Here is an 18,318-nt window from a genome sequence, read left to right as displayed (position 1 = left end):
GTACGATAGTTACGATTCAAAGTAAGGGGGATGAATATACGTACACGTAATGAAAGACGGAAAAGTGAAAACAGAGAGATAAGGTATTGGGTTTTCTTTTTAATTGCAATAAGCATCTTTGTTTCTTTTCTTATTTGTGCCATGTTGACAGGAGAAAAGTTTAAAGTACAACGGAAAGGTGAACCTGTAACAGTTGAGGTAATAGAGAAGAAAGAGCGTTTGTTCGTGGGTTTGTTTCATACGTCTTATGAATTAGACTACACTTATAAAGGCAAAACTTACTCAGACAAAGTAGATGTAAATATGAAAGTAGAAGGGTTGAAGTACAGACTGGATGTATTCATAAAAGACAACTATGAAACAAAATAAAGGGGTATGCGAAGTGAATCATAGACGTAAGAAAAAGAAAACTCCAACTTCATTAGAAAAAGCACCAAACAGGGTAGAACGTATAGTGGAAGAAGAGAAACCAAAAGAAAAGGAGACTAACAAGTTTGTTGTTATTCTCCTTGGTATTCTTCTCTCTCCACTTATACTGTGGGGCGTGTTAGAAGGCTCTAAGAATAAATTCAGTCTTAGGATACAGACAGTACTATTAATACTCTTTGTCTTGTTTCTTATAACAATAGGGGTAGGTATACTAGAAGACAGATAGGGGTAGCAGTATGGATGAAAAGAAATTTATAAACTATGAGAAAGACCCAGAGTATTTAAACGACTATGTAGCATTTACAAGTGAAAAGTTTGGAAAAAACTATTATTTGACTACAGACGTTAAGGGGTACACAGAGTATGAATTGGAAGCGTATATTGTAGAACTGGAAGCATATAAGAAAAAAAAGAAAGAAAAATTGGATATACTTTGGTTGTTTTGTATTGTTTTGTATAGTCTTGTCAGTAATAGAGGGGTATCAAAACGATGAACTAGTTGCGAAAGGTAAGCCAATAGAAGCACCTGTTCTTGGGAGGCATGTTGAGACCGAGTATCTTATCCTTGAACACCCTACTTTAGAATTGATTGTTGATGATAAAGTTAAAAAGTTATGGGTAAAGCAAGAGTTGTATGACAGTATAACTGTCATGGATAAGGTGAAGGTAATTGAATATAAAGGTGAGATTAAGTTAGACCCTAGATACAAAGGTGAAGACTTAATTATAAGGTTTATTAAAAAGGAAAAAGAAGTAGGAGAGTAAAATAAAAAAAGGTGTGGTATCAGTATGGAGATGAAAGATAAGGGGCAAGAAATTAAATCAAAAGAATCAAACGATAAGCCTTTAGCTTTTGGTTTTATTCTTTTCATTGTACTCGGGTGTTTTTGCCAAAATCCCCAAGATTGGGGAATTAGCTAAATTTATACATCATGTCAAAAGGTAGACCTTATGACATAGCTATAAATCTAGAATTTTTCATTTCAAAAATACAACTTATAATTATTTGAAATATTTCAATTGAAATGTATATGTTTTGACATAATCATTTTTAAAAGACGTTAAAATCCTTTGTTTATAAGGATTTTTTAATAATCCGCTTGCTATTCCCCCATTTCGAGGGGATGGGCAAAGAAACCCATATACTATTCATTTCTAATTTACATAACGCATCATTATCAGCAGTAACTAAATCCCAGAAAACCATTCATACCAAAAGTTTTCCAGCTTTCCGTTCCCTTCTCTATATGTAGTATTTCATACATTCCTGTCACAACAGCATTTGGCAGTTCAAATCGTCCTCGCAACCTGCATGAAATCCTGCATATCTTTAGCTTATAAAAAATTCAGTTTCCGCTTCCTAAAACTGTCTTAGCGTATATTTTCGTTAAAATGTTGGTGGTACGAATAATTCACCTTTCTTAACAACAATATAGTTAAATATGGTAAAATAGTAATTGGATTGAAATACACAATATACTTGGAGGTACAACCACATCACTATCAAGCTAAGACTGCATTAGGAAATTTTCAGGGGAGTTTTTTTGCTTTTTATAGGGGATCAGTGTAGATTATTTAAAAATTCGCATACGAAATAAACCCTAATTAATATAGGTATTACTACCATAATGGGTATTGTATGAAAAAAATATTTTATGAAAGCAAGTGAAGAAAAATGAATAATAAATTAATTCAACGTAAATGGGCATTAGTTGTAGCAATTTTGTTTACAATATCATCTATTATGCAGCTAGCAGGAGGAGATATTAAGGGCGGTCCTTATGGAAAGGGACAGTTATTGGCATATTTTTTAATCCCAATATTATTTTATGTTTTGGCATTTAAAAAGAAGAAAGAAAAATAACTTCAAGACAATCTGAACTAGTGGCTTATAGTCGCTAGTTTTTTTGGGGGAGGAATCATGTTTCTACTCTGTTGAAGCTTTTTTATTATTAGATAGTTTAATTTCGCTTAGAAAACTTTGCAACAGAACCCATACGAGTATCGAATCCAGGTTTTTTTAACTATGATTTTTAACCCCTGTCTACCTGACAGGGGTTGATACAATATGAAACAGATTTTTTAATTACTTGAATACCCCATTATTTGCACATCGTTGTAATATGTGTACAAGAATCTCTTCTGTCACTTCTCCATGCGGATGAGAATTCCCGTCGATAATTCCTTTTTCTAATCCCCATTTCCATGCATCTCGTGCCCAATCTGATGGTTCTCCATTTCGGTAACTAGTATCAGCAGCAACTGATACTGTGCTTCCATTACCTGAGAATACTTTGTTGTTGTACACACGTTGTAACATGTGTACAAGAATTTCCTCTTTCACTTCTCCATGCGGATGAGAATTTCCGTCGATAATTCCTTTTTCTAATCCCCATTTCCATGCATCTCGTGCCCAGTCTGATGGTTCTCCATTTCGATAACTAGTATCAGCAGCAACTGATACTGTGCTTCCATTACCTGAGAATACCTTGTTGTTGTATACACGTTGTAACATGTGAATAAGAATTTCCTCTTTTACTATTCCATGTGGATGTGAATTGCCATCCACAATTCCTTTGTGTAGGCCCCAATTCCATGCATCTTTCGCCCAGCCTGATGGTTCTTTATTTTCTTCCACGCCACCATTATCCACAACACCCGCTACTCTACCATATCCCAAAAAGTGCTGTTTGTTATAAGAACTATTTTTATTAGAAATCGTTACCCCTGTCTTTTCATCAGCAGCGTGAACAAACTCCGTATCATTAATCATAATTCCAACGTGTGATGGACCAGGTTTGTATGTATTTTGAAGGAAAATTAAGTCCCCCGGTCTTGGATTGGAAACTTTTTGGATTACATTTGAATCCCAATAACCCGCTACACTTGTACGAGAAATATTAACTCCATTGTTTTTCAAAACATAGTAAATGAAGCCACTACAATCAAATGCATTTGGACCAGATGCACCAAACACATAAGGTTTACCTACCTGTTTCTTGGCAAAATCTATTATTTGGCTTGTGCTAGTTGATGCACTAACCGCAAATGATTTTACATGTTTTTCACTTGAATTATTATTCTGTTCTGCAAATGTACTTTGTGCAAGAAGGCTAGTTCCCATTAGCGCTGCACAAATACCTGAAACAACTACTTTTTTCACATGCCTCACCCTTTTTCTAAGTTTTCTTTAAATTAAAAACATTGATTCTTGTACGCACGTTGCAACACGTCAACAAGACTTTCCTCTGTCACTGTTCCATATGGATGCGAATTACCGTCCACAATTCCTTTCTGTAAGCCCCCAATCACACGCCTTTTTCGAGTAATACTATCAGTACGTCCAAGTTTAAGAGATTACTTGCAATTATTTTGAAGTTTTCGCACTATAATCATTGTGACTATATTAATTTTACATTACATAGAAAGTTAGAAATTATTCTTATACTACTAAGTTGTGAAAAATAAGTGAAAAAATTGAGTTTCATGATCTTGGTATTATTAAAGAACGCGATTCAAAAATATATTCCAATCTGAATTATGTAGAGGAGCATATTCCCAAAGTCAATTAAGCAAAAATAGAAAAATATCAATATAATGGGGTAGTGCCCCGTTGCCATCAACATAAGAATTCAGGTTCTGGTACAAAAACTATAAGACTTATGTAACTAACTTCTGGAACTTAGACATACTGATACTAGTAATCTAAAAAAAAATGACGTGATCAGTATGAAAAAGCAAAACGTATTCAAGTGGAAATATTATCAGTCTGAACTGATCTTATTAACAGTAAAATGGTATCTGCAGTACAATTTGAGCCTGCGTAACCTGGTGAAAATGATGGAGGAAAGAGGCTTATCCATTGCTCACACAAGCATTATGCGCTGGGTTCATCAATATGGACCTCAATTAGAAGAGAAAGTACGACATCACCTTACATCAACAAATGAATCGTGGAGGGTCGATGAAACTTATATTAAAAGTAAAAGGGCAATGGACGTATTTATATCGTGCCGCTGATTCAGAAGGGAATACCATTGATTTTTATCTAAGTAAATCAAGAGATAAACAAGCAGCCAAGTGCTCTTTCTTACGTTTCTAAACCTCGCGTGATAACAGTAGATAAGAACCCCGCTTACCCTGTAGCAATTCGAACGTTGAAAGAAGAAAAGCATATGCCTGAAGGCATATAGCTAAGGCAAGTTAGATATCTCAATTGAACTACTCACCACTTCACGACTTTTGGCAAAGCGGACAAGGCCAAGTTTCGGTAATTTCATTTTGCTGCCTACAATTGCAATATTGCCATTTGTTTGCTTGGTCGTGTATGACTGAACTTTATTCTTTTTAGACTTGAATCGTGGAATATCATTCTGTTTCTTGAAAAAACGTGAAAAAGCATCTGCGAGGTTTTTTAATTGAGTTAGCTCGGCAGAGCAAGAAAATGGTTAAATACAAAGCGACTGCACCCAATCGTTTTTGCAATTAATATTTCTTGTTTCTTACTCGGATAGATACGAAATTTATATGCCTTATTTATTAACATGAGTTACACCTCACTTTTTGGTATGATACCTAAAGCATACTAAAAAACGTAGGCTTACGCCTACCGCCATTCATCTCCCACCTAAAATTGGTGTTTCACACCTTCACATTTTTGAGGAAGAAGACTTCTGTCGGAACATGATAAAATCATCGTTTTATTAAGGAACGTGTTCGTTCTATGTTAGGGTTCAAGTCTTTTGGCACAGCTATATCCATTTTTGCAGGAGTGAAAGCTATGCATATGATTAAAAAAGAACAGATTGATTTACGGAATCAGTCTGTTCAAAACCAGAAAGAATTCATCCATCGATGGTTTGGGCTTACAGCATAAAATAGAATGCCGCTAGAAATATATGAGTTATATTCCCTTTTATTTTATCTTTGCACCACAACCCAAAATAAATTGTAAATGTTAAAAAAACAAAAGTTTACTTTCGGTTAATTGTAGAAAAAGAAATAAATTGCACTTTTGGATAAATTAATATTTGAATAATAGAATAATTAGTGTATTCTTATTATAAGAGTTATACTACTAAATTGTGAACTTAAGAGGATAAAATGGAATTTTACGATCTTGGTACTATTATTAAAGAACTCAGAATTTAAAAAAACATATCTCAATCTGAATTATGTAGAGGAATATGTTCCCAAAGTCAAATTAGTAAAATAGAAAAAGGAACTATTTATCCATCAAGCATATTGTTAATTCAAATAGCTGAAAAACTTGGTATTGATCCAAATTATATATTTGCACTAACAAAAAATAAAAAATTAAAATATGTAGAAAATGTAAAGTATGTAATGAGAGATTGCGTAAAACAAAAAAAATATAAAGAACTTTACGAAATAGTAAAAATAGAAAAAAACAAAACAAATTTCTTGCAAAAAGACGATAAACAATTTCTACTATGGCATGAAGCACTCGCTATATTTTATGTAAATGGATCAACAAAAAATGCTCTAGATATTTTAAATAAGGCATTAAAGCTAACTTCAATCAATAGTAAATTTTTATCGGAAAAAGAAATAAATATCGTGCATTCAATCGCTGTAATACACGCAGAAAATAAGGAATATGAAAAAAGCATTAATATATTAAAAAAAATTTTAAATAATTTTAATAAGATAGATTTCCCTAAAAACAAAGAAATTCAATTAAAAATTATTTATAATTTAACAAAGTGTTTACATAACATATGTGAACATGAAGAAGCAATAAAATATAGTGATATGGGAATTAAGTTAGCTATTAATATAAATAGTTTATACTTACTAGGTGAATTATACTTTGAAAAAGGTTCAAATTTACTAAAGCTTGAACACCCTCAAAAAGATGGTCTTAATGACATAAAAAAAGCATTATTTATATTTGAACTAACAGAAAGAAAACAATATATAAAAATAATTAAGGATAAATATTTTAAAAAACAAAATTGAACTACTCACCACTTAACGTCTTTACAGACGGTTCTGGTGCAAAAATAAAACAAAAAAGAATATAGCACATATGTTCCTAACGGAATCATATCTTATGCTGCAAGTCCAAACAATTGATGGATGAATTCTTTCTGGTTTTGAACAGACTGATTCTGTAAATCAATCTGTTCTTTTTTCATCATATGCATGGCTTCTACTCCAGAAAGAATGGATGTAGCTGTGTCAAAACATTTGAACCCTAGCATAGAACGGATTCGCTTCTTTATAAAGCCATGATCTTGTTCTACTACGTTATTCAAGTACTTTTGTTGTCTAAGTTGCATACCATCAGGTATGCTCTTTTCGGTTCTGTTGCAAAGTTGATTAAAGAATATATGAATTCCGCCAAAAGCGCTTCCTTTTATGGGATTGTTAATAAATTTCGTAATTCATCGTACGTCGAAAAACCGAAATCTGAACTCAGATTTCGGTTCCGTTTATATAAAGCGTGAACAGTTTCAATTCCTTTTAAGGTTCATGAAGCATGACGAAGACTTTGAAATCCTGCGGATTTGGCAAAGCGCCGCTTTATATGTCTATGATCTTGTTCTATAAGATTATTCAAATGTTTGATGGTACAATAAGTTGTACATTTATAAAAGCCTTGTTCTTTTAATTTGTTAAACGCACAAAGTAGCGCTGGGGCTTTATCTGTTGTGAGAACCGTTGGTTCTCCAAAAACCTTCACCAATCTTTTCATAAAGGAATAGGCCGCCTGATGATTCCGTGTTTTTCGAAGTTGAATATCCAATGTGTATCCCTTTTTATCGATCGCACGATATAAATAACACCATTTTCCTTTTACTTTTATATAAGTCTCATCTAATTTCCATGATGATTGTCCCTTTTTGTTTTTCTTCTTCCAGATTTGATAGATCAAATTTCCATACTCATGAACCCAACGCATAATAGTTGTTGGATGAACCGATATTCCACGCTCTCTCAAAAGTTCAGATACATCGCGATAACTTAAAGAAAAACGACAGTAGTAACCCACGGCTACTAAAATAATATCTTTCTTGAACTGTTTCCCTTTAAAATATCTCATTTTTGATTCTCCTGGCTTCTTTTTTTCTAGAGTGTATCCTCATTTAGAAAACTTTTCAACAGAACCGATCAAATTGACTATATTCCTGATTTTGTGTTAAAACAACTCTTCAAGCATAGAAACGATTTACATAAAGAAGTCATTCCAGTTATATGGATAGCTTTTAAAACAGGTCTACGAATTTCGGATGTATTAGGCTTAACCTTTGATTGTTTAGAGCGACTAAACAGTAAATACTCTATAGTTACAGATATTGAGAAGACCTATGTACAAGGACATCGAATACCAATTGACGATGAGCTAGCAAACATTCTCGCAGTTCTCATTAAGGAGTCCACGGAAAACAGTAACAAAGACAATAATCCAGAGGAATTCATTTTTGTACGTTATCGTGGATCTAGGAAGGGGAAACCTTATACCCAATGTTGGGTTCGACTTGAATTAAATAAATTAGCTTACAAGAAAAACATTGTAGATGAGAACGGGAACTTATTTCATTTTACGAATCATCAATTTCGCCATACCTGCGCAGTAAAAATGTTGAACGGCGGTGCAGACATTCTAACAGTGCAAGAGTTATTAACCCATGCTTGCCCTGAAATGACCTTACGGTATGCCAAATTGTTAGATAATACAAAGCGTAAGGCATTTGAATCTGTCATAAACCAGGGTGTATTCGGTTTCGACTTGAACAGTGAAGTACAAGAAATTAAAGCAGGTGAAGACATCCCACAAGACATCCTTCAAGCTCTCTGGCAGGATCATAAATTGAATGCAATGGACAACCCATACGGGACGTGTCATGCAAGGTTGAAAGGGAATTGCCCTCTTATGGAAGCCCCACCTTGCCTCACGTGCAATGGAGGAAGCCCGTGCAAAGATTTGGCAATTGGATTTTCAGAATTGGGTGTAGAGAAATACGAAATGCACGTAAAAACAACGTCTAGAGCCGCAGAAGTCGCAAAACAGCATGGCCGTGATGGCGTGGCAGAAAAGCCCGAACGGAACTTACAGCGATACCAAGGTATATTGGACAATATCCGTGAGGGACATGTCATCTTCGGTAGACAAGATCGCATGAAGAGAAAGCAAGGTGTAAAAAATGGCTGATTATGACCGCAGAGAACAGTTAAAAAAGATTCATGCCTCACGGAAGTCTGCCACCTATCAAAAGGTCGATGAACCCATTCAACGGCTCGTACGAGCTAACGTGAACATCAATTTCAACAGCGTGGCAAGTGAGGCTGGCATAGCGAAAGCTACGCTATATAACAACCTTGAGTTGCGTGATAGGATTGAATCCTTGCGACAACAACAAGCGAAAGCACCTACATCGAAGCAAATCAAACGAGAGATGGATGACAATAACAAAGATGCCCTGATTGCTTCTTTACAGCGCTGCATTAAGAAGCTAGATGGTGAAAACAAAGAACTAAGAGAACAACTGAAAGTAGCTTACGCAGATATTTATAAAAATTTATAGTCAATAGGAGAACGTTGTTCTCCTTCTTCAACTATCAGGCCATTTAATTGAATAAGAATCTCGAGCAAAAATATTTTTGATAACATTGGTATGAAGTTTGTGAAGCATTACATTTAAACAAGTTATCACTAATGTTATAATTTATCTATGTCAATACATTTAAAACTACTCATTAATAGGATTATACGAATTAAGGATTGTTAAGAAATATATATTTAATGGAGTGAGTTACAATGAATAATGAATTATTGAATAATTTGATTTCATCTGTAAATAGTAAGAATCTTCATGTTCTGAATGTAATTGTTAGGCAAAATGGAAATATAATTGCAAAACATGATTTTGAAGAAGAAAGGCCTGCTCTTTTATATTCAGTAAGCAAAACATTTACATCAATAGCAGTCGGTATTGCCATTAGGGAGAGTTACTTTAATATTAATGACCATGTTATAGATTTTTTCTCAGATATTCAACATGACACAAATCATGAATACCTAAAAGAGATGACTATCCATGATTTGCTTTGCATGGGAACTGGACATGCAGAATGCCCAGTTATGAAGGCTGATTGGAGTAGTGGTCAGGAATGGGATATTTCACAATTATTCTTTGATGAACCGATTGTATTTAAACCAGGTACTCATTTTACATATAACAATGCCGCAACCTATATGCTTTCAAAAATCATAAGTATTACTACAGGAAGTAACTTGGATGAATACTTAGATAGAAGAATATTTAAACATTTAGACATACCAAAACCTAAATGGGAGACATGTCCAAAAGGAATTACACAGGGATTCTCGGGTTTATATTTAACAGCAGAACAATTATCCAGATTCGGGCAATTAATTCTCGATAAAGGTGTCTGGAAAGGTAAGCAACTGATTCCTTCAAGTTACATTGAACAAGCAACATCTGTCCAAATAAAGACCAACGATTTTAATCCTTATTTTGCTACGGCAGACCATCATCAAGGATACGGCTATCAAATATGGATGAACTCTTGCTCTAATTCATATCGTATGGATGGTTTATATGGTCAATATGTTGTAATGCTGCCAGATAAAAATGCAGTTATAACATATATTTCAAATGAACCACAAAATATGACAGGTGTTCTTGAACTTACATGGGAGACATTAATCGATAAACTATAATCTTATCGAGGATTATGTGTTGTTATGTTAATACGCATTCTTCTTATTATATGTTTCTATTAGCTTGTTCAAGTAAACAAGCTAATAGAAACATATTATTATGCCATTAAAGGGCGCGTTTGTTTAACAAGAAATAAAAGGGTGGTACATATTATATATGTCTAATATGTACCACCCTTTATTTTTTATGACTTTTTACAGTTTAGGCCTTGATAACAAAAGGGAAGTTAAATTGTTTATAAAAATGATGAATCGAAATATATAAAGAAGGGATTTCGGCTTACTTTATTGAACTAACAGGGTAGTAGAGTTAATCTGTGAATAAATGTTGAAATAACTTATAAAAAAGCTAGCTTTAAATAGGGAAGGAAGGTTAGATGAAAAAAAACTTGAATAAATTATAATTATTAGAGTAGGTTTATATCATCCACGAGCCCCTCCATTTTGAATCTTTCATGTAAAGCCAACTATATACCGGAGGGGAATTCAATGAGAAATGAACAAGAAATGATGGATCTTATAATAAAAATCGCTAAAGAAGATGGACGTATTCGAGCAGTCTATATGAATGGTTCAAGGACAAACCCTAATGTACCAAAAGATATTTTTCAGGACTATGATGTTGTTTATGTTGTAACAGAAACAGTATCTTTTATAAAAGATACAACATGGATTAAAGCTTTTGGAGATTTAATCATGATGCAAGAACCTGACAAAAGTGATTTTGGTAGGGAAATTGATGTCGATTTCACTAGATCTTATGGTTTTTTAATGCTCTTTACAGATGGAAATCGCATAGACCTTCGTATCCAAACAAAAGAAGCCGTGTTTGAAGAATATAAAAATGATAAGCTCACTCTTCCCTTAATGGATAAAGATAATCTTTTGCCAGTAATCCCTTATCCTACCGATATAGATTACTATGTCAAAAAGCCATCCAAAGGTGAATACGATAGCTATACAAATGAATTTTGGTGGTGTTTACAAAACGTTGCAAAAGGAATTTGGCGTGATGAACTCCCATATGCAAAACTAATGTTTGAATATACGACGAGAAATTCTTTGGATAAAATGGTTACTTGGTGGATTGGGATACAAGAAGCTTTTCAAGTTTCACCAGGAAAGTTAGGGAAATATTTTAAGGAGTATCTTCCAGAATCATATTGGGGAATGTACAAAGAAACCTATTCTAATTCTGATTATAAAAATATATGGGAATCAATATTTGTTACTTGTGAATTATTTAGAATCTTATCTAAAGATGTCGCTGAACATTTTAATTTCACATATCCAATTGATGATGACAGAAACATGACTAAATATCTTAAACATGTTAGAAATTTGCCTTCTGATGCAAAGGAAATATTTCAAGAAAATGGATGCACCCTGCAAAGCTAGTAGAGTGCTTATTCAATTAACGGGTGCTTTCGTGCAACAAGGATTTCAAAAATGATCAAACTTTTTTAAAAATAAGTTAATCTATCACAATAATTTAGAGCATGTTTTGATCAATCCTTTTTTCAAAACATGCTCTTTAGACTTGTCTTTATATCAAGGTTATTAGTAATAATTTAATCAAACTTTATTTTAAAGCTACTTTTCTTCTTGGGTGGTGCTGTTGGATCTTCTGTCGGAGGGTGGGCCGCGTCAGGTGGATGGAGTGCAACATTATGGATGGGAATCGCTTTTCCGATCATAGCACTGCTTTATTTTGCCACAGAGAAATAGTTCTATAATCAAATTTAAACAGCCCGGATTCGTTTGAATGCTTATTCATTGGTATGTCCGAGTTTTATAGATTAATTGCGGTTATTTTGAAGTTTTTACATCAGAACCAGATTTTTTGTCTCTATCGCTAAAAGAGGACAAAACTCACCATATAAAATGTGTCCGAATTCCATTTAGACTATGACAAAAGAGAGCTTGCGTTAGAAAACAAGCCTTCTTTAAAAAAATAACGCAATTGAGATGCTTATATTTTAACAATTATTTTCTTACGATTCCATATGTCTCATGTTGAGAAATAAATTATAAGTGGTTTGATAGAACTAAAATGAATTATTGACGTAATATTTTGACGATAATATAATGAATCTCGAATTCAAGATAATTTGCAAAGGATTGGTAATTATGAGCGTGATTAACGATGAGAGCTTATCTTTAAAGTTATTTGTTATATTATCAAGGGCAGTACAGTCAATCACTAAGCGTATTGAAGAAGATATTAAAAGTTATGGACTTAATTCAACTGAATTTGCAGTGCTTGAGCTACTATACAGTAAAGGCGATCAGCCTATACAAAAAATTGGAGACAAAATATTACTTGCAAGTAGTAGTATCACGTATGTAGTGGATAAGTTGGAAAAGAAGAGGTTCTTAATACGAAAACCATGTCCTAAAGACCGCCGTGTTACGTATGCGTCAATTACTTCAGAAGGTATTGAATTGATGGATACTATTTTCCCTCAGCATAGAGAGGCGATTCGACAAATATTTGGTGGTTTGGATTATATTGAGAAAAAATTGGTAATCGAACAGTTGAAGAAATTAGGATATTATGCACAAGAACTATAATTTTTAGAAATATATCTCGAATTAGTAATATCCTAATTAAATATAAATTAAATAAATAGGAGGAAAAAATCAATAAATGGCAGTACATTTATTGGAATCCAAAATGAAGAAATAATGAAATTACAATTAGTATAAACAGGAAAGATAGTTGTTATGCTAACGCATACAAAGTGTTCTTTTAAATGTGAATCTTTCATAAAGCGGAGAGTGGGTATCAAGAATGGAATTACGTCATTTAGAGTATTTTATTCAAGTTTGTAATAATGGTAGTTTTACTAAAGCTGCGGAAGTTCTAGGTATTTCACAGCCGACTTTAAGTCAACAAATACGTGTGTTAGAAGGTGAACTTGATACACCTTTATTTCATCGAGTTGGAAGAGGTATCAAAATTACAGAAGCAGGTAAATTGCTATTTGATAAAGGAAAATTTATCATGCAACAATTTGATGAGGTTTATAACGAAATTTTTGAATTAAAGGGTGTGAAAAGAGGTGTGATTACTATAGGAGGTTTATTAGAAGATCTCACTTATTTAACGCCTTATATTATGAAGTTTCAACAACATTATCCCAACATTGTAGTAAAAATTATAGAATCAGAGGTTGCTGTAAATCAAATCGTTGACAAAAATATTGATATAGGGATCACACGTAGTGCTCAAATTCCAGACACATTAACAAGCACCCTTTTGTATAGCGAAGAGCTCGTCCTTGTAATTCCAAAAAATCATCCTTTGAATGAAAAATCATTTGTTTCTTTTCGAGAATTAGCAGGGCTGAGTAGAGTAATGGTTTCATGTAGTTGTCGTGAATCGATTAAGATATATTGTGAAATTTTAGGGTTATCTTTATCTGAAGCAAATATAGAAACAAAATCTTCTATTTCTCTATTGAGCCTTGTATACAATGGATATGGGGTTGCCATAATACCTCTTTCACTGGTTGACTTTGTTAATAATGATACCTTAAGCATAGTTCGTATTACTGATCCAACACCAAGTCAAGATATTAATCTTATTCACTTTGATGATAAATTTTTAAGTTTTGCAGCACGTATCTTTATGCAGAAGTTAAATGATCCTGAAAAAGTATCAGTATAATAGAAACAATAATGATTCTAGTGTGAAAATTGAAAGTAATCTTTAAGTCTTGGGATGAGACCTATATTAAAGTCAATGGGCAGTGGATTTATATGTGTGGTGTAGTCGATTCAAAAGGGAATACTATTGACTTTTATTTAAGGGAAAAAGGACAGACTTTGCAAGGAGAGAAGTCTGTCAAAAAACAAGTCAAGATAATCAATCAACTCTTCGGTCTTACCGCATAGTAATAGATTCCGTTAGGGATATACTGCTATTGCGAATCTACATATTATTTGCACCAGAGCCCATATTACCATTATGATCTTAATACCATTACTATTTAGGTCCGTCTTCGGCGCCATACCCTTATTGTAGAAAGAAAACCACCGGCATTATATCGGTGGTTCTGACTTAGAAAGCAAAGCAAGTACAACCAATACCCCATTTAGTTCCATCTTTTCCTATTACGGTATGAGTGTGTTGATGGAGAGGGTTACTGCAACGATGTAACTTGTGACCATTGGCATCGTGAGAAAGTATATTATGGGCTAGGTTAGCACCACCATAGCCATAAACTCCAGTCGGTGCCCAATCAGGTGATGCTGGCGGCAATTCAGGTGATAAATTTTTAAATTCATCATTTCCATAAACAACCTGCCCACCCATAATAGTGAGTAATGATTCAAGGTCTTTGATTTCTTCTTCTGGCACAGTAAAGTAGTCAGCAGACAATACAGCAATATCAGCAAACTGACCTACTGCAAGGGTTCCCTTTTTACCTTCATCACCAGAGAACCACGCACTTCCTTTGGAATATAGTTCCAGGGCTACTTTTCTGTCAAGTTTATTTTTTTCATCGTATATCGAAAGACCACCAATGGTTTTTCCGGCAACCATCCAGTAAAGAGCAACCCAAGGGTTATAGCTAGAAACCCTGGTTGCATCACTACCGGCGCCAACAGGTATACCAAGGTCTAGCATACGATAAATCGGAGGAGTACGCTTTGCAGCTTCTTTTCCGTATAAATCAACAAAGTATTCACCTTGGAAAGCCATGCGGTCTTGGATGGCAATACCACCATTTAAAGCCTTAACACGTTCCATACTACGATCCGAGATTGTTTCTGCATGGTCAAACCACCAGCGTAGACCATTAAAAGGAATTTCTTTGTTGACTTCCTCAAACACATTTAAGAAACGTGTTATTGACTCGTCATAAGTTGCATGTAAGCGGAATGGCCAACGGTTTTCCACCAATAGAGAAATTACTTTCTTTAAGTCAGCTTCCATCACCGTAGCTAGTTCGGGCTGCGGCATCTGAAATTTTTCAAAATCGGCTGCCGAGAATACTAACATTTCTCCGGCACCATTCATTTTATACTTATCATTTCCTTGACCTGGAGAAACAATCTTTGCCCATGAAGCAAAGTCTTCATATTCATGATTTGGATTTTGCGTAAATAGATTATATGCAATACGCAAAGTTAATTGATCTTTCTCAGCTAAATGTTCAACAACTTTGTAATCATCAGGATAATTTTGGAATCCGCCACCTGCATCAATGGCACTTGTGATACCTAATCTATTTAATTCGCGCATAAAATGACGAGTTGAGTTAATCTGATCGTCAAAACTAAGTACTGGAGCTCTCCCCAAACTTGAATAAAGAATAGAAGCGTTAGGATTGGCAATTAAAAGACCTGTTGGATTACCTCGTTTATCCCGCTCAATTAAACTGCCCGGAGGGTCTGGGGTATCTTTTGTGTATCCCAGTGCACGCAGCCCAGCACGATTTACAAGTGCTCTATCGTAAAGATGTAGCACAAAGACAGGAGTGTCTTCAGAAACGGCATTAATCTCTTCCAAAGTTGGCATCCGTCTCTCTTTAAATTGAAATTCAGACCAACCTCCAACTACTCTTACCCACTGAGGAGCAGGTGTACGCCTTGCCTGCTCTTTAAGCATTTCCAGAGCAATAACAAGTGATGGCACACCTTCCCAGCGTAATTCCATATTATAATGAAGACCGCCACGAATAACGTGTATATGAGAGTCATTCAGGCCTGGAATAGCTCTCTTTCTTTTAAGGTCTATTTTTTTTGTTTTTTCTGTGGCACTATCAAGAAGCTCATCTCCACCTACTGCAGTGACTAAACCATCAGTTATGGCGATAGCAGATACCTCAGGTTGAGAGGGATCAAGGGTAGTGATTTTTCCGTTATATAAGATCATATCCGGTAAATTCATGTTCACACCTCGTCTACTTCCTATTATTTTGTAACCATGGATGAAATATTTTACCGTAAATCGGCATGACTACCCATGATAGCAAGGACACTACACATACAGAAACAAAAAAAGCTGACATAATAGGGTTCATATTTTTTATAATAGGTCCTATCACTTTAGGAACCAACATGCTAAGAGGCCATACACCAAGAACGGTAACAATAGACATTTTCCATTTTGACGGTGGAACTGGCGTTTTCGGAGTAACAAACCAATAAGCCAAACTGCTTTCCGTTTTGTAAGTTGGATTAGTAGCTTGAAATTGTTCTGCCTGTTTTAACAAATCTCGACGAATATCTGATTCTTGCCAAGCACGTAGATGCTCATACGTATCGAAGCGGAAAATAACAGTATACTCTCTGGATTCGTTATTGGGGACTATTAGATTTACGCCTAAATGCCCTGGGAATTTAGTAGCGGCAGCTTCGATTTCATGTCTCCATGTTTCAAACTGTTTTTCTCTACCTTCTTGAATTTTCCATGTAACAATCGTTGTTACTGGACCGCTAGCATCCATCGTGTTCCCAATATGAGTCTCTCCGACAGTCACTCTTTCTTTGTTCATAATTTTCTGCTTGGAAGCGCGCCATGTACCATAGTATATGCATATTCTACGCCTTGACCATAAGCGCCAGTGTGTTCTTTTACAATTTCCATAACAGCATCATAAGTGTCTTTGCGTGCCCAGTCACGTTGGTATTCAAGTAAAACTTGGATTGCTGTCACTGGAATTGCACCAGCTTGTTCTACACGACGCATAGCAGCGTTATGTGCTGTCAAACTAGTACCACCTGAAGCGTCATCAACTGCATAAACCTCATAGCCAGCTTTAATTGCTTCAAGTACAGGGAATGCAAGGCAAACCTCAGTCCAAAGTGCTGCAAATATTAATTTCTTTCTACCTGTTGCTTTAACTGCCTCAACAAATTTTGGATCTTCCCAAGAGTTCATTGAACTACGTTCTATAATTTCATGGTTTGGGAATATGTCAAGAATTTGTGGCCAAAAATAACCAGAAAAGCTGCGTGTTTCAACTGTAGTAAGAATAGTAGGTACGTTAAAAGTTTTTGCTGATTTAGCAAGCAGCATAACGTTATTAATCAATGTTTGTCTGTCAATACTTGCAACTCCAAAAGTCATTTGAGGCTGAAAATCAATCAAAATTAAGGCACTGTTCTCGGGATTTAACAATTCTAAATTACTCATAATAAAACGCTCCTTTTTAAATCGTTCCTATTTTTTAGAAAGTAATTTATTTTCTGTTAATTAAAACTGTAATCGTAAAAATAAAAGTTCTGCTATACTTTTTAATTTAAAAGAGAGCGCTGATTTAATCAGCGCTAAATTTATACTATCCACTTTTTAAAAAGTGATTTAAAGCTATTTCTTTGGAATACATTTATGCATTTTGTTTACTAAGATCTCGCTGAGCTCCCATATAGCTTCCAATTATATTTTGATAGCCTGGAAGATTACTAGCAAGCAAATTGCCAAAACCTTCGACATCGTTGCGCCAATCGCGTTGTAATTCGCAAGCTACGCTAAACCAGTTCATAAGTTGTACGCCACTATGTGCCATACGCGTATTGGCAGCATCTGCAACTTGTTTACTGAAAGTTCCTGAAGCATCAGTAACAGCAAATACTTCATATCCAGCTTTTATAGCGGAAAGTGCCGGGAAAGCAACGCAAACGTCCGTAACTACGCCCGCGATGATAATTTGTTTTTTTCCAGTTTCTTCGATTGCTTTTACAAAATCATCATTATCCCATGCGTTAATTTGTCCTGGTCGAGCTATTTTTGGTGCGTGAGGAAAGAGGTCAACCAATTCTTGCATTAAAGGTCCGTTAGGTCCATGTTCAAAGCTTGTTGTTAAAATAACTGGTAAATCAAAAAACTTAGCAGTGTGAGCAAGAGCTAAAACATTGTTCTTGAATTCATCAACACCATAGTCACGTACTAGTCCGGACATAAGACCAGTTTGATGATCTACTAAAAGAACGACAGCATCATCTTTGTTAATACGAGAATAGAGATCAGCCATTATGTATTCCTCCTAAAAATTAAGTAATCGAAGAAAGTTTAAACAGTGGAATATTATCATAAACTTCTTCGTTTGTTACGATTAGTTTATAACTAAACTGACCGTTAATATTAGTTATAGCACCATTCACAGAACATGAAGCGCTATACAAATTTATAGTATTTGAAAACCAATTCGCTAATCAATTCT

The 18,318-nt window shown here is 34.7% G+C and carries 18 protein-coding genes and 7 pseudogenes; 17 read left to right on the top strand and 8 right to left on the bottom strand.

What is annotated here, in order from left to right:
- Window positions 1-30: 30 nt before the first annotated feature.
- The 6 genes from MHH71_RS27205 to MHH71_RS27180 all read left to right on the top strand — a co-directional run bounded on the left by MHH71_RS27205 (window position 31) and on the right by MHH71_RS27180 (window position 2,293).
- Window positions 31-369 carry a hypothetical protein gene (locus MHH71_RS27205; RefSeq protein WP_033799364.1) on the top strand — a complete coding sequence of 113 codons (339 nt, stop codon included), beginning with the start codon at window positions 31-33 and terminating at the stop codon, window positions 367-369.
- 13 nt (window positions 370-382) lie between these two features.
- A complete protein-coding gene (locus MHH71_RS27200) occupies window positions 383-655 on the top strand; it encodes a hypothetical protein (RefSeq protein WP_033799764.1) in 273 nt (90 codons plus the stop codon).
- A gap of 10 nt (window positions 656-665) precedes the next feature.
- Window positions 666-923 carry a hypothetical protein gene (locus MHH71_RS27195; RefSeq protein ID WP_006097022.1) on the top strand — a complete coding sequence of 86 codons (258 nt, stop codon included), beginning with the start codon at window positions 666-668 and terminating at the stop codon, window positions 921-923.
- A complete protein-coding gene (locus tag MHH71_RS27190; RefSeq protein WP_244268558.1) occupies window positions 877-1,194 on the top strand; it encodes a hypothetical protein in 318 nt (105 codons plus the stop codon). Before MHH71_RS27195 ends, MHH71_RS27190 begins: the two co-directional genes overlap by 47 nt.
- A 24-nt stretch (window positions 1,195-1,218) precedes the next feature.
- Complete coding sequence (locus MHH71_RS27185) at window positions 1,219-1,350, top strand: hypothetical protein (protein ID WP_006097020.1); 132 nt, start codon at window positions 1,219-1,221, stop codon at window positions 1,348-1,350.
- A 754-nt stretch (window positions 1,351-2,104) separates the two neighbouring features.
- Window positions 2,105-2,293, top strand: a complete 189-nt coding sequence (locus MHH71_RS27180; protein ID WP_003202969.1) for a hypothetical protein — start codon at window positions 2,105-2,107, stop codon at window positions 2,291-2,293.
- A 222-nt stretch (window positions 2,294-2,515) separates the two neighbouring features.
- Here MHH71_RS27180 and MHH71_RS27175 read toward each other — a convergent pair whose 3' ends face one another.
- Window positions 2,516-3,592, bottom strand: coding sequence for a C40 family peptidase (locus MHH71_RS27175; protein WP_276307160.1), 1,077 nt, complete (start codon window positions 3,590-3,592; stop codon window positions 2,516-2,518).
- A 566-nt stretch (window positions 3,593-4,158) separates the two neighbouring features.
- Here MHH71_RS27175 and MHH71_RS27170 point away from each other — a divergent pair.
- Window positions 4,159-4,619: pseudogene (locus MHH71_RS27170) on the top strand (IS6 family transposase); the annotation flags it as partial.
- A 39-nt stretch (window positions 4,620-4,658) separates the two neighbouring features.
- Here MHH71_RS27170 and MHH71_RS27165 read toward each other — a convergent pair.
- Window positions 4,659-4,975, bottom strand: a pseudogene (locus MHH71_RS27165) (helix-turn-helix domain-containing protein); the annotation flags it as partial.
- A 144-nt stretch (window positions 4,976-5,119) separates the two neighbouring features.
- On the opposite strand from MHH71_RS27165, the pseudogene MHH71_RS27160 reads away from it, so the two are divergent.
- Window positions 5,120-5,305: pseudogene (locus MHH71_RS27160) on the top strand (DDE-type integrase/transposase/recombinase); the annotation flags it as partial.
- A 281-nt stretch (window positions 5,306-5,586) separates the two neighbouring features.
- Window positions 5,587-6,411, top strand: a complete 825-nt coding sequence (locus tag MHH71_RS27155; RefSeq protein ID WP_240517025.1) for a helix-turn-helix domain-containing protein — start codon at window positions 5,587-5,589, stop codon at window positions 6,409-6,411.
- Between the two features lie 92 nt (window positions 6,412-6,503).
- On the opposite strand, the pseudogene MHH71_RS27150 reads toward MHH71_RS27155, so the two are convergent.
- Window positions 6,504-6,761: pseudogene (locus tag MHH71_RS27150) on the bottom strand (DDE-type integrase/transposase/recombinase); the annotation flags it as partial.
- 50 nt (window positions 6,762-6,811) lie between these two features.
- Window positions 6,812-7,498: pseudogene (locus MHH71_RS27145) on the bottom strand (IS6 family transposase).
- A 69-nt stretch (window positions 7,499-7,567) separates the two neighbouring features.
- Here MHH71_RS27145 and MHH71_RS27140 point away from each other — a divergent pair.
- From MHH71_RS27140 to MHH71_RS30715, 8 genes and pseudogenes are all read left to right on the top strand, one after another.
- A pseudogene (locus tag MHH71_RS27140) lies at window positions 7,568-8,608 on the top strand (tyrosine-type recombinase/integrase); the annotation flags it as partial.
- Window positions 8,601-8,981, top strand: a complete 381-nt coding sequence (locus MHH71_RS27135; RefSeq protein ID WP_033799431.1) for a DUF6262 family protein — start codon at window positions 8,601-8,603, stop codon at window positions 8,979-8,981. The pseudogene MHH71_RS27140 and the gene MHH71_RS27135, both read left to right, overlap by 8 nt.
- 233 nt (window positions 8,982-9,214) lie before the next feature.
- Complete coding sequence (locus MHH71_RS27130) at window positions 9,215-10,141, top strand: serine hydrolase domain-containing protein (RefSeq protein WP_006097261.1); 927 nt, start codon at window positions 9,215-9,217, stop codon at window positions 10,139-10,141.
- Between the two features lie 489 nt (window positions 10,142-10,630).
- Window positions 10,631-11,539, top strand: a complete 909-nt coding sequence (locus MHH71_RS27125; RefSeq protein ID WP_006097260.1) for an aminoglycoside 6-adenylyltransferase — start codon at window positions 10,631-10,633, stop codon at window positions 11,537-11,539.
- Between the two features lie 198 nt (window positions 11,540-11,737).
- A pseudogene (locus MHH71_RS27120) lies at window positions 11,738-11,869 on the top strand (MFS transporter); the annotation flags it as partial.
- Window positions 11,870-12,271: 402 nt separating this feature from the next.
- On the top strand, window positions 12,272-12,715 hold the full coding sequence (locus MHH71_RS27115) for a MarR family winged helix-turn-helix transcriptional regulator (RefSeq protein ID WP_033799430.1): 444 nt from the start codon (window positions 12,272-12,274) through the stop codon (window positions 12,713-12,715).
- A gap of 220 nt (window positions 12,716-12,935) precedes the next feature.
- Window positions 12,936-13,814, top strand: a complete 879-nt coding sequence (locus tag MHH71_RS27110; protein WP_006097257.1) for a LysR family transcriptional regulator — start codon at window positions 12,936-12,938, stop codon at window positions 13,812-13,814.
- A 92-nt stretch (window positions 13,815-13,906) separates the two neighbouring features.
- Window positions 13,907-14,041 (top strand): hypothetical protein, encoded by a 135-nt coding sequence (locus tag MHH71_RS30715; RefSeq protein WP_006097256.1) that lies wholly within the window; start codon window positions 13,907-13,909, stop codon window positions 14,039-14,041.
- A 166-nt stretch (window positions 14,042-14,207) separates the two neighbouring features.
- On the opposite strand, the gene MHH71_RS27100 is transcribed toward MHH71_RS30715, so the two are convergent.
- The 4 genes from MHH71_RS27100 to ycaC form a co-directional block, all read right to left on the bottom strand.
- Window positions 14,208-16,043, bottom strand: coding sequence for an amidohydrolase (locus MHH71_RS27100; protein ID WP_006097255.1), 1,836 nt, complete (start codon window positions 16,041-16,043; stop codon window positions 14,208-14,210).
- A 13-nt stretch (window positions 16,044-16,056) separates the two neighbouring features.
- Entirely contained in the window at window positions 16,057-16,650 is a 594-nt protein-coding gene (locus MHH71_RS27095; RefSeq protein WP_033799429.1) for an antibiotic biosynthesis monooxygenase, read from the bottom strand.
- Entirely contained in the window at window positions 16,647-17,291 is a 645-nt protein-coding gene (locus MHH71_RS27090; RefSeq protein WP_018767758.1) for a hydrolase, read from the bottom strand. Before MHH71_RS27090 ends, MHH71_RS27095 begins: the two co-directional genes overlap by 4 nt.
- A gap of 193 nt (window positions 17,292-17,484) precedes the next feature.
- Entirely contained in the window at window positions 17,485-18,129 is a 645-nt protein-coding gene (ycaC, locus tag MHH71_RS27085) for an isochorismate family cysteine hydrolase YcaC (protein ID WP_006097251.1), read from the bottom strand.
- Window positions 18,130-18,318 lie beyond the last annotated feature (189 nt).

Origin of the sequence: Bacillus sp. FSL H8-0534 (assembly GCF_038005885.1) — a bacterium.
Lineage (GTDB): Bacteria > Bacillota > Bacilli > Bacillales > Bacillaceae_G > Bacillus_A > Bacillus_A pseudomycoides.
The sequence above is the reverse complement of the archived record's forward strand: the minus strand, read 5'-3'. Positions and strand labels throughout refer to the sequence as shown.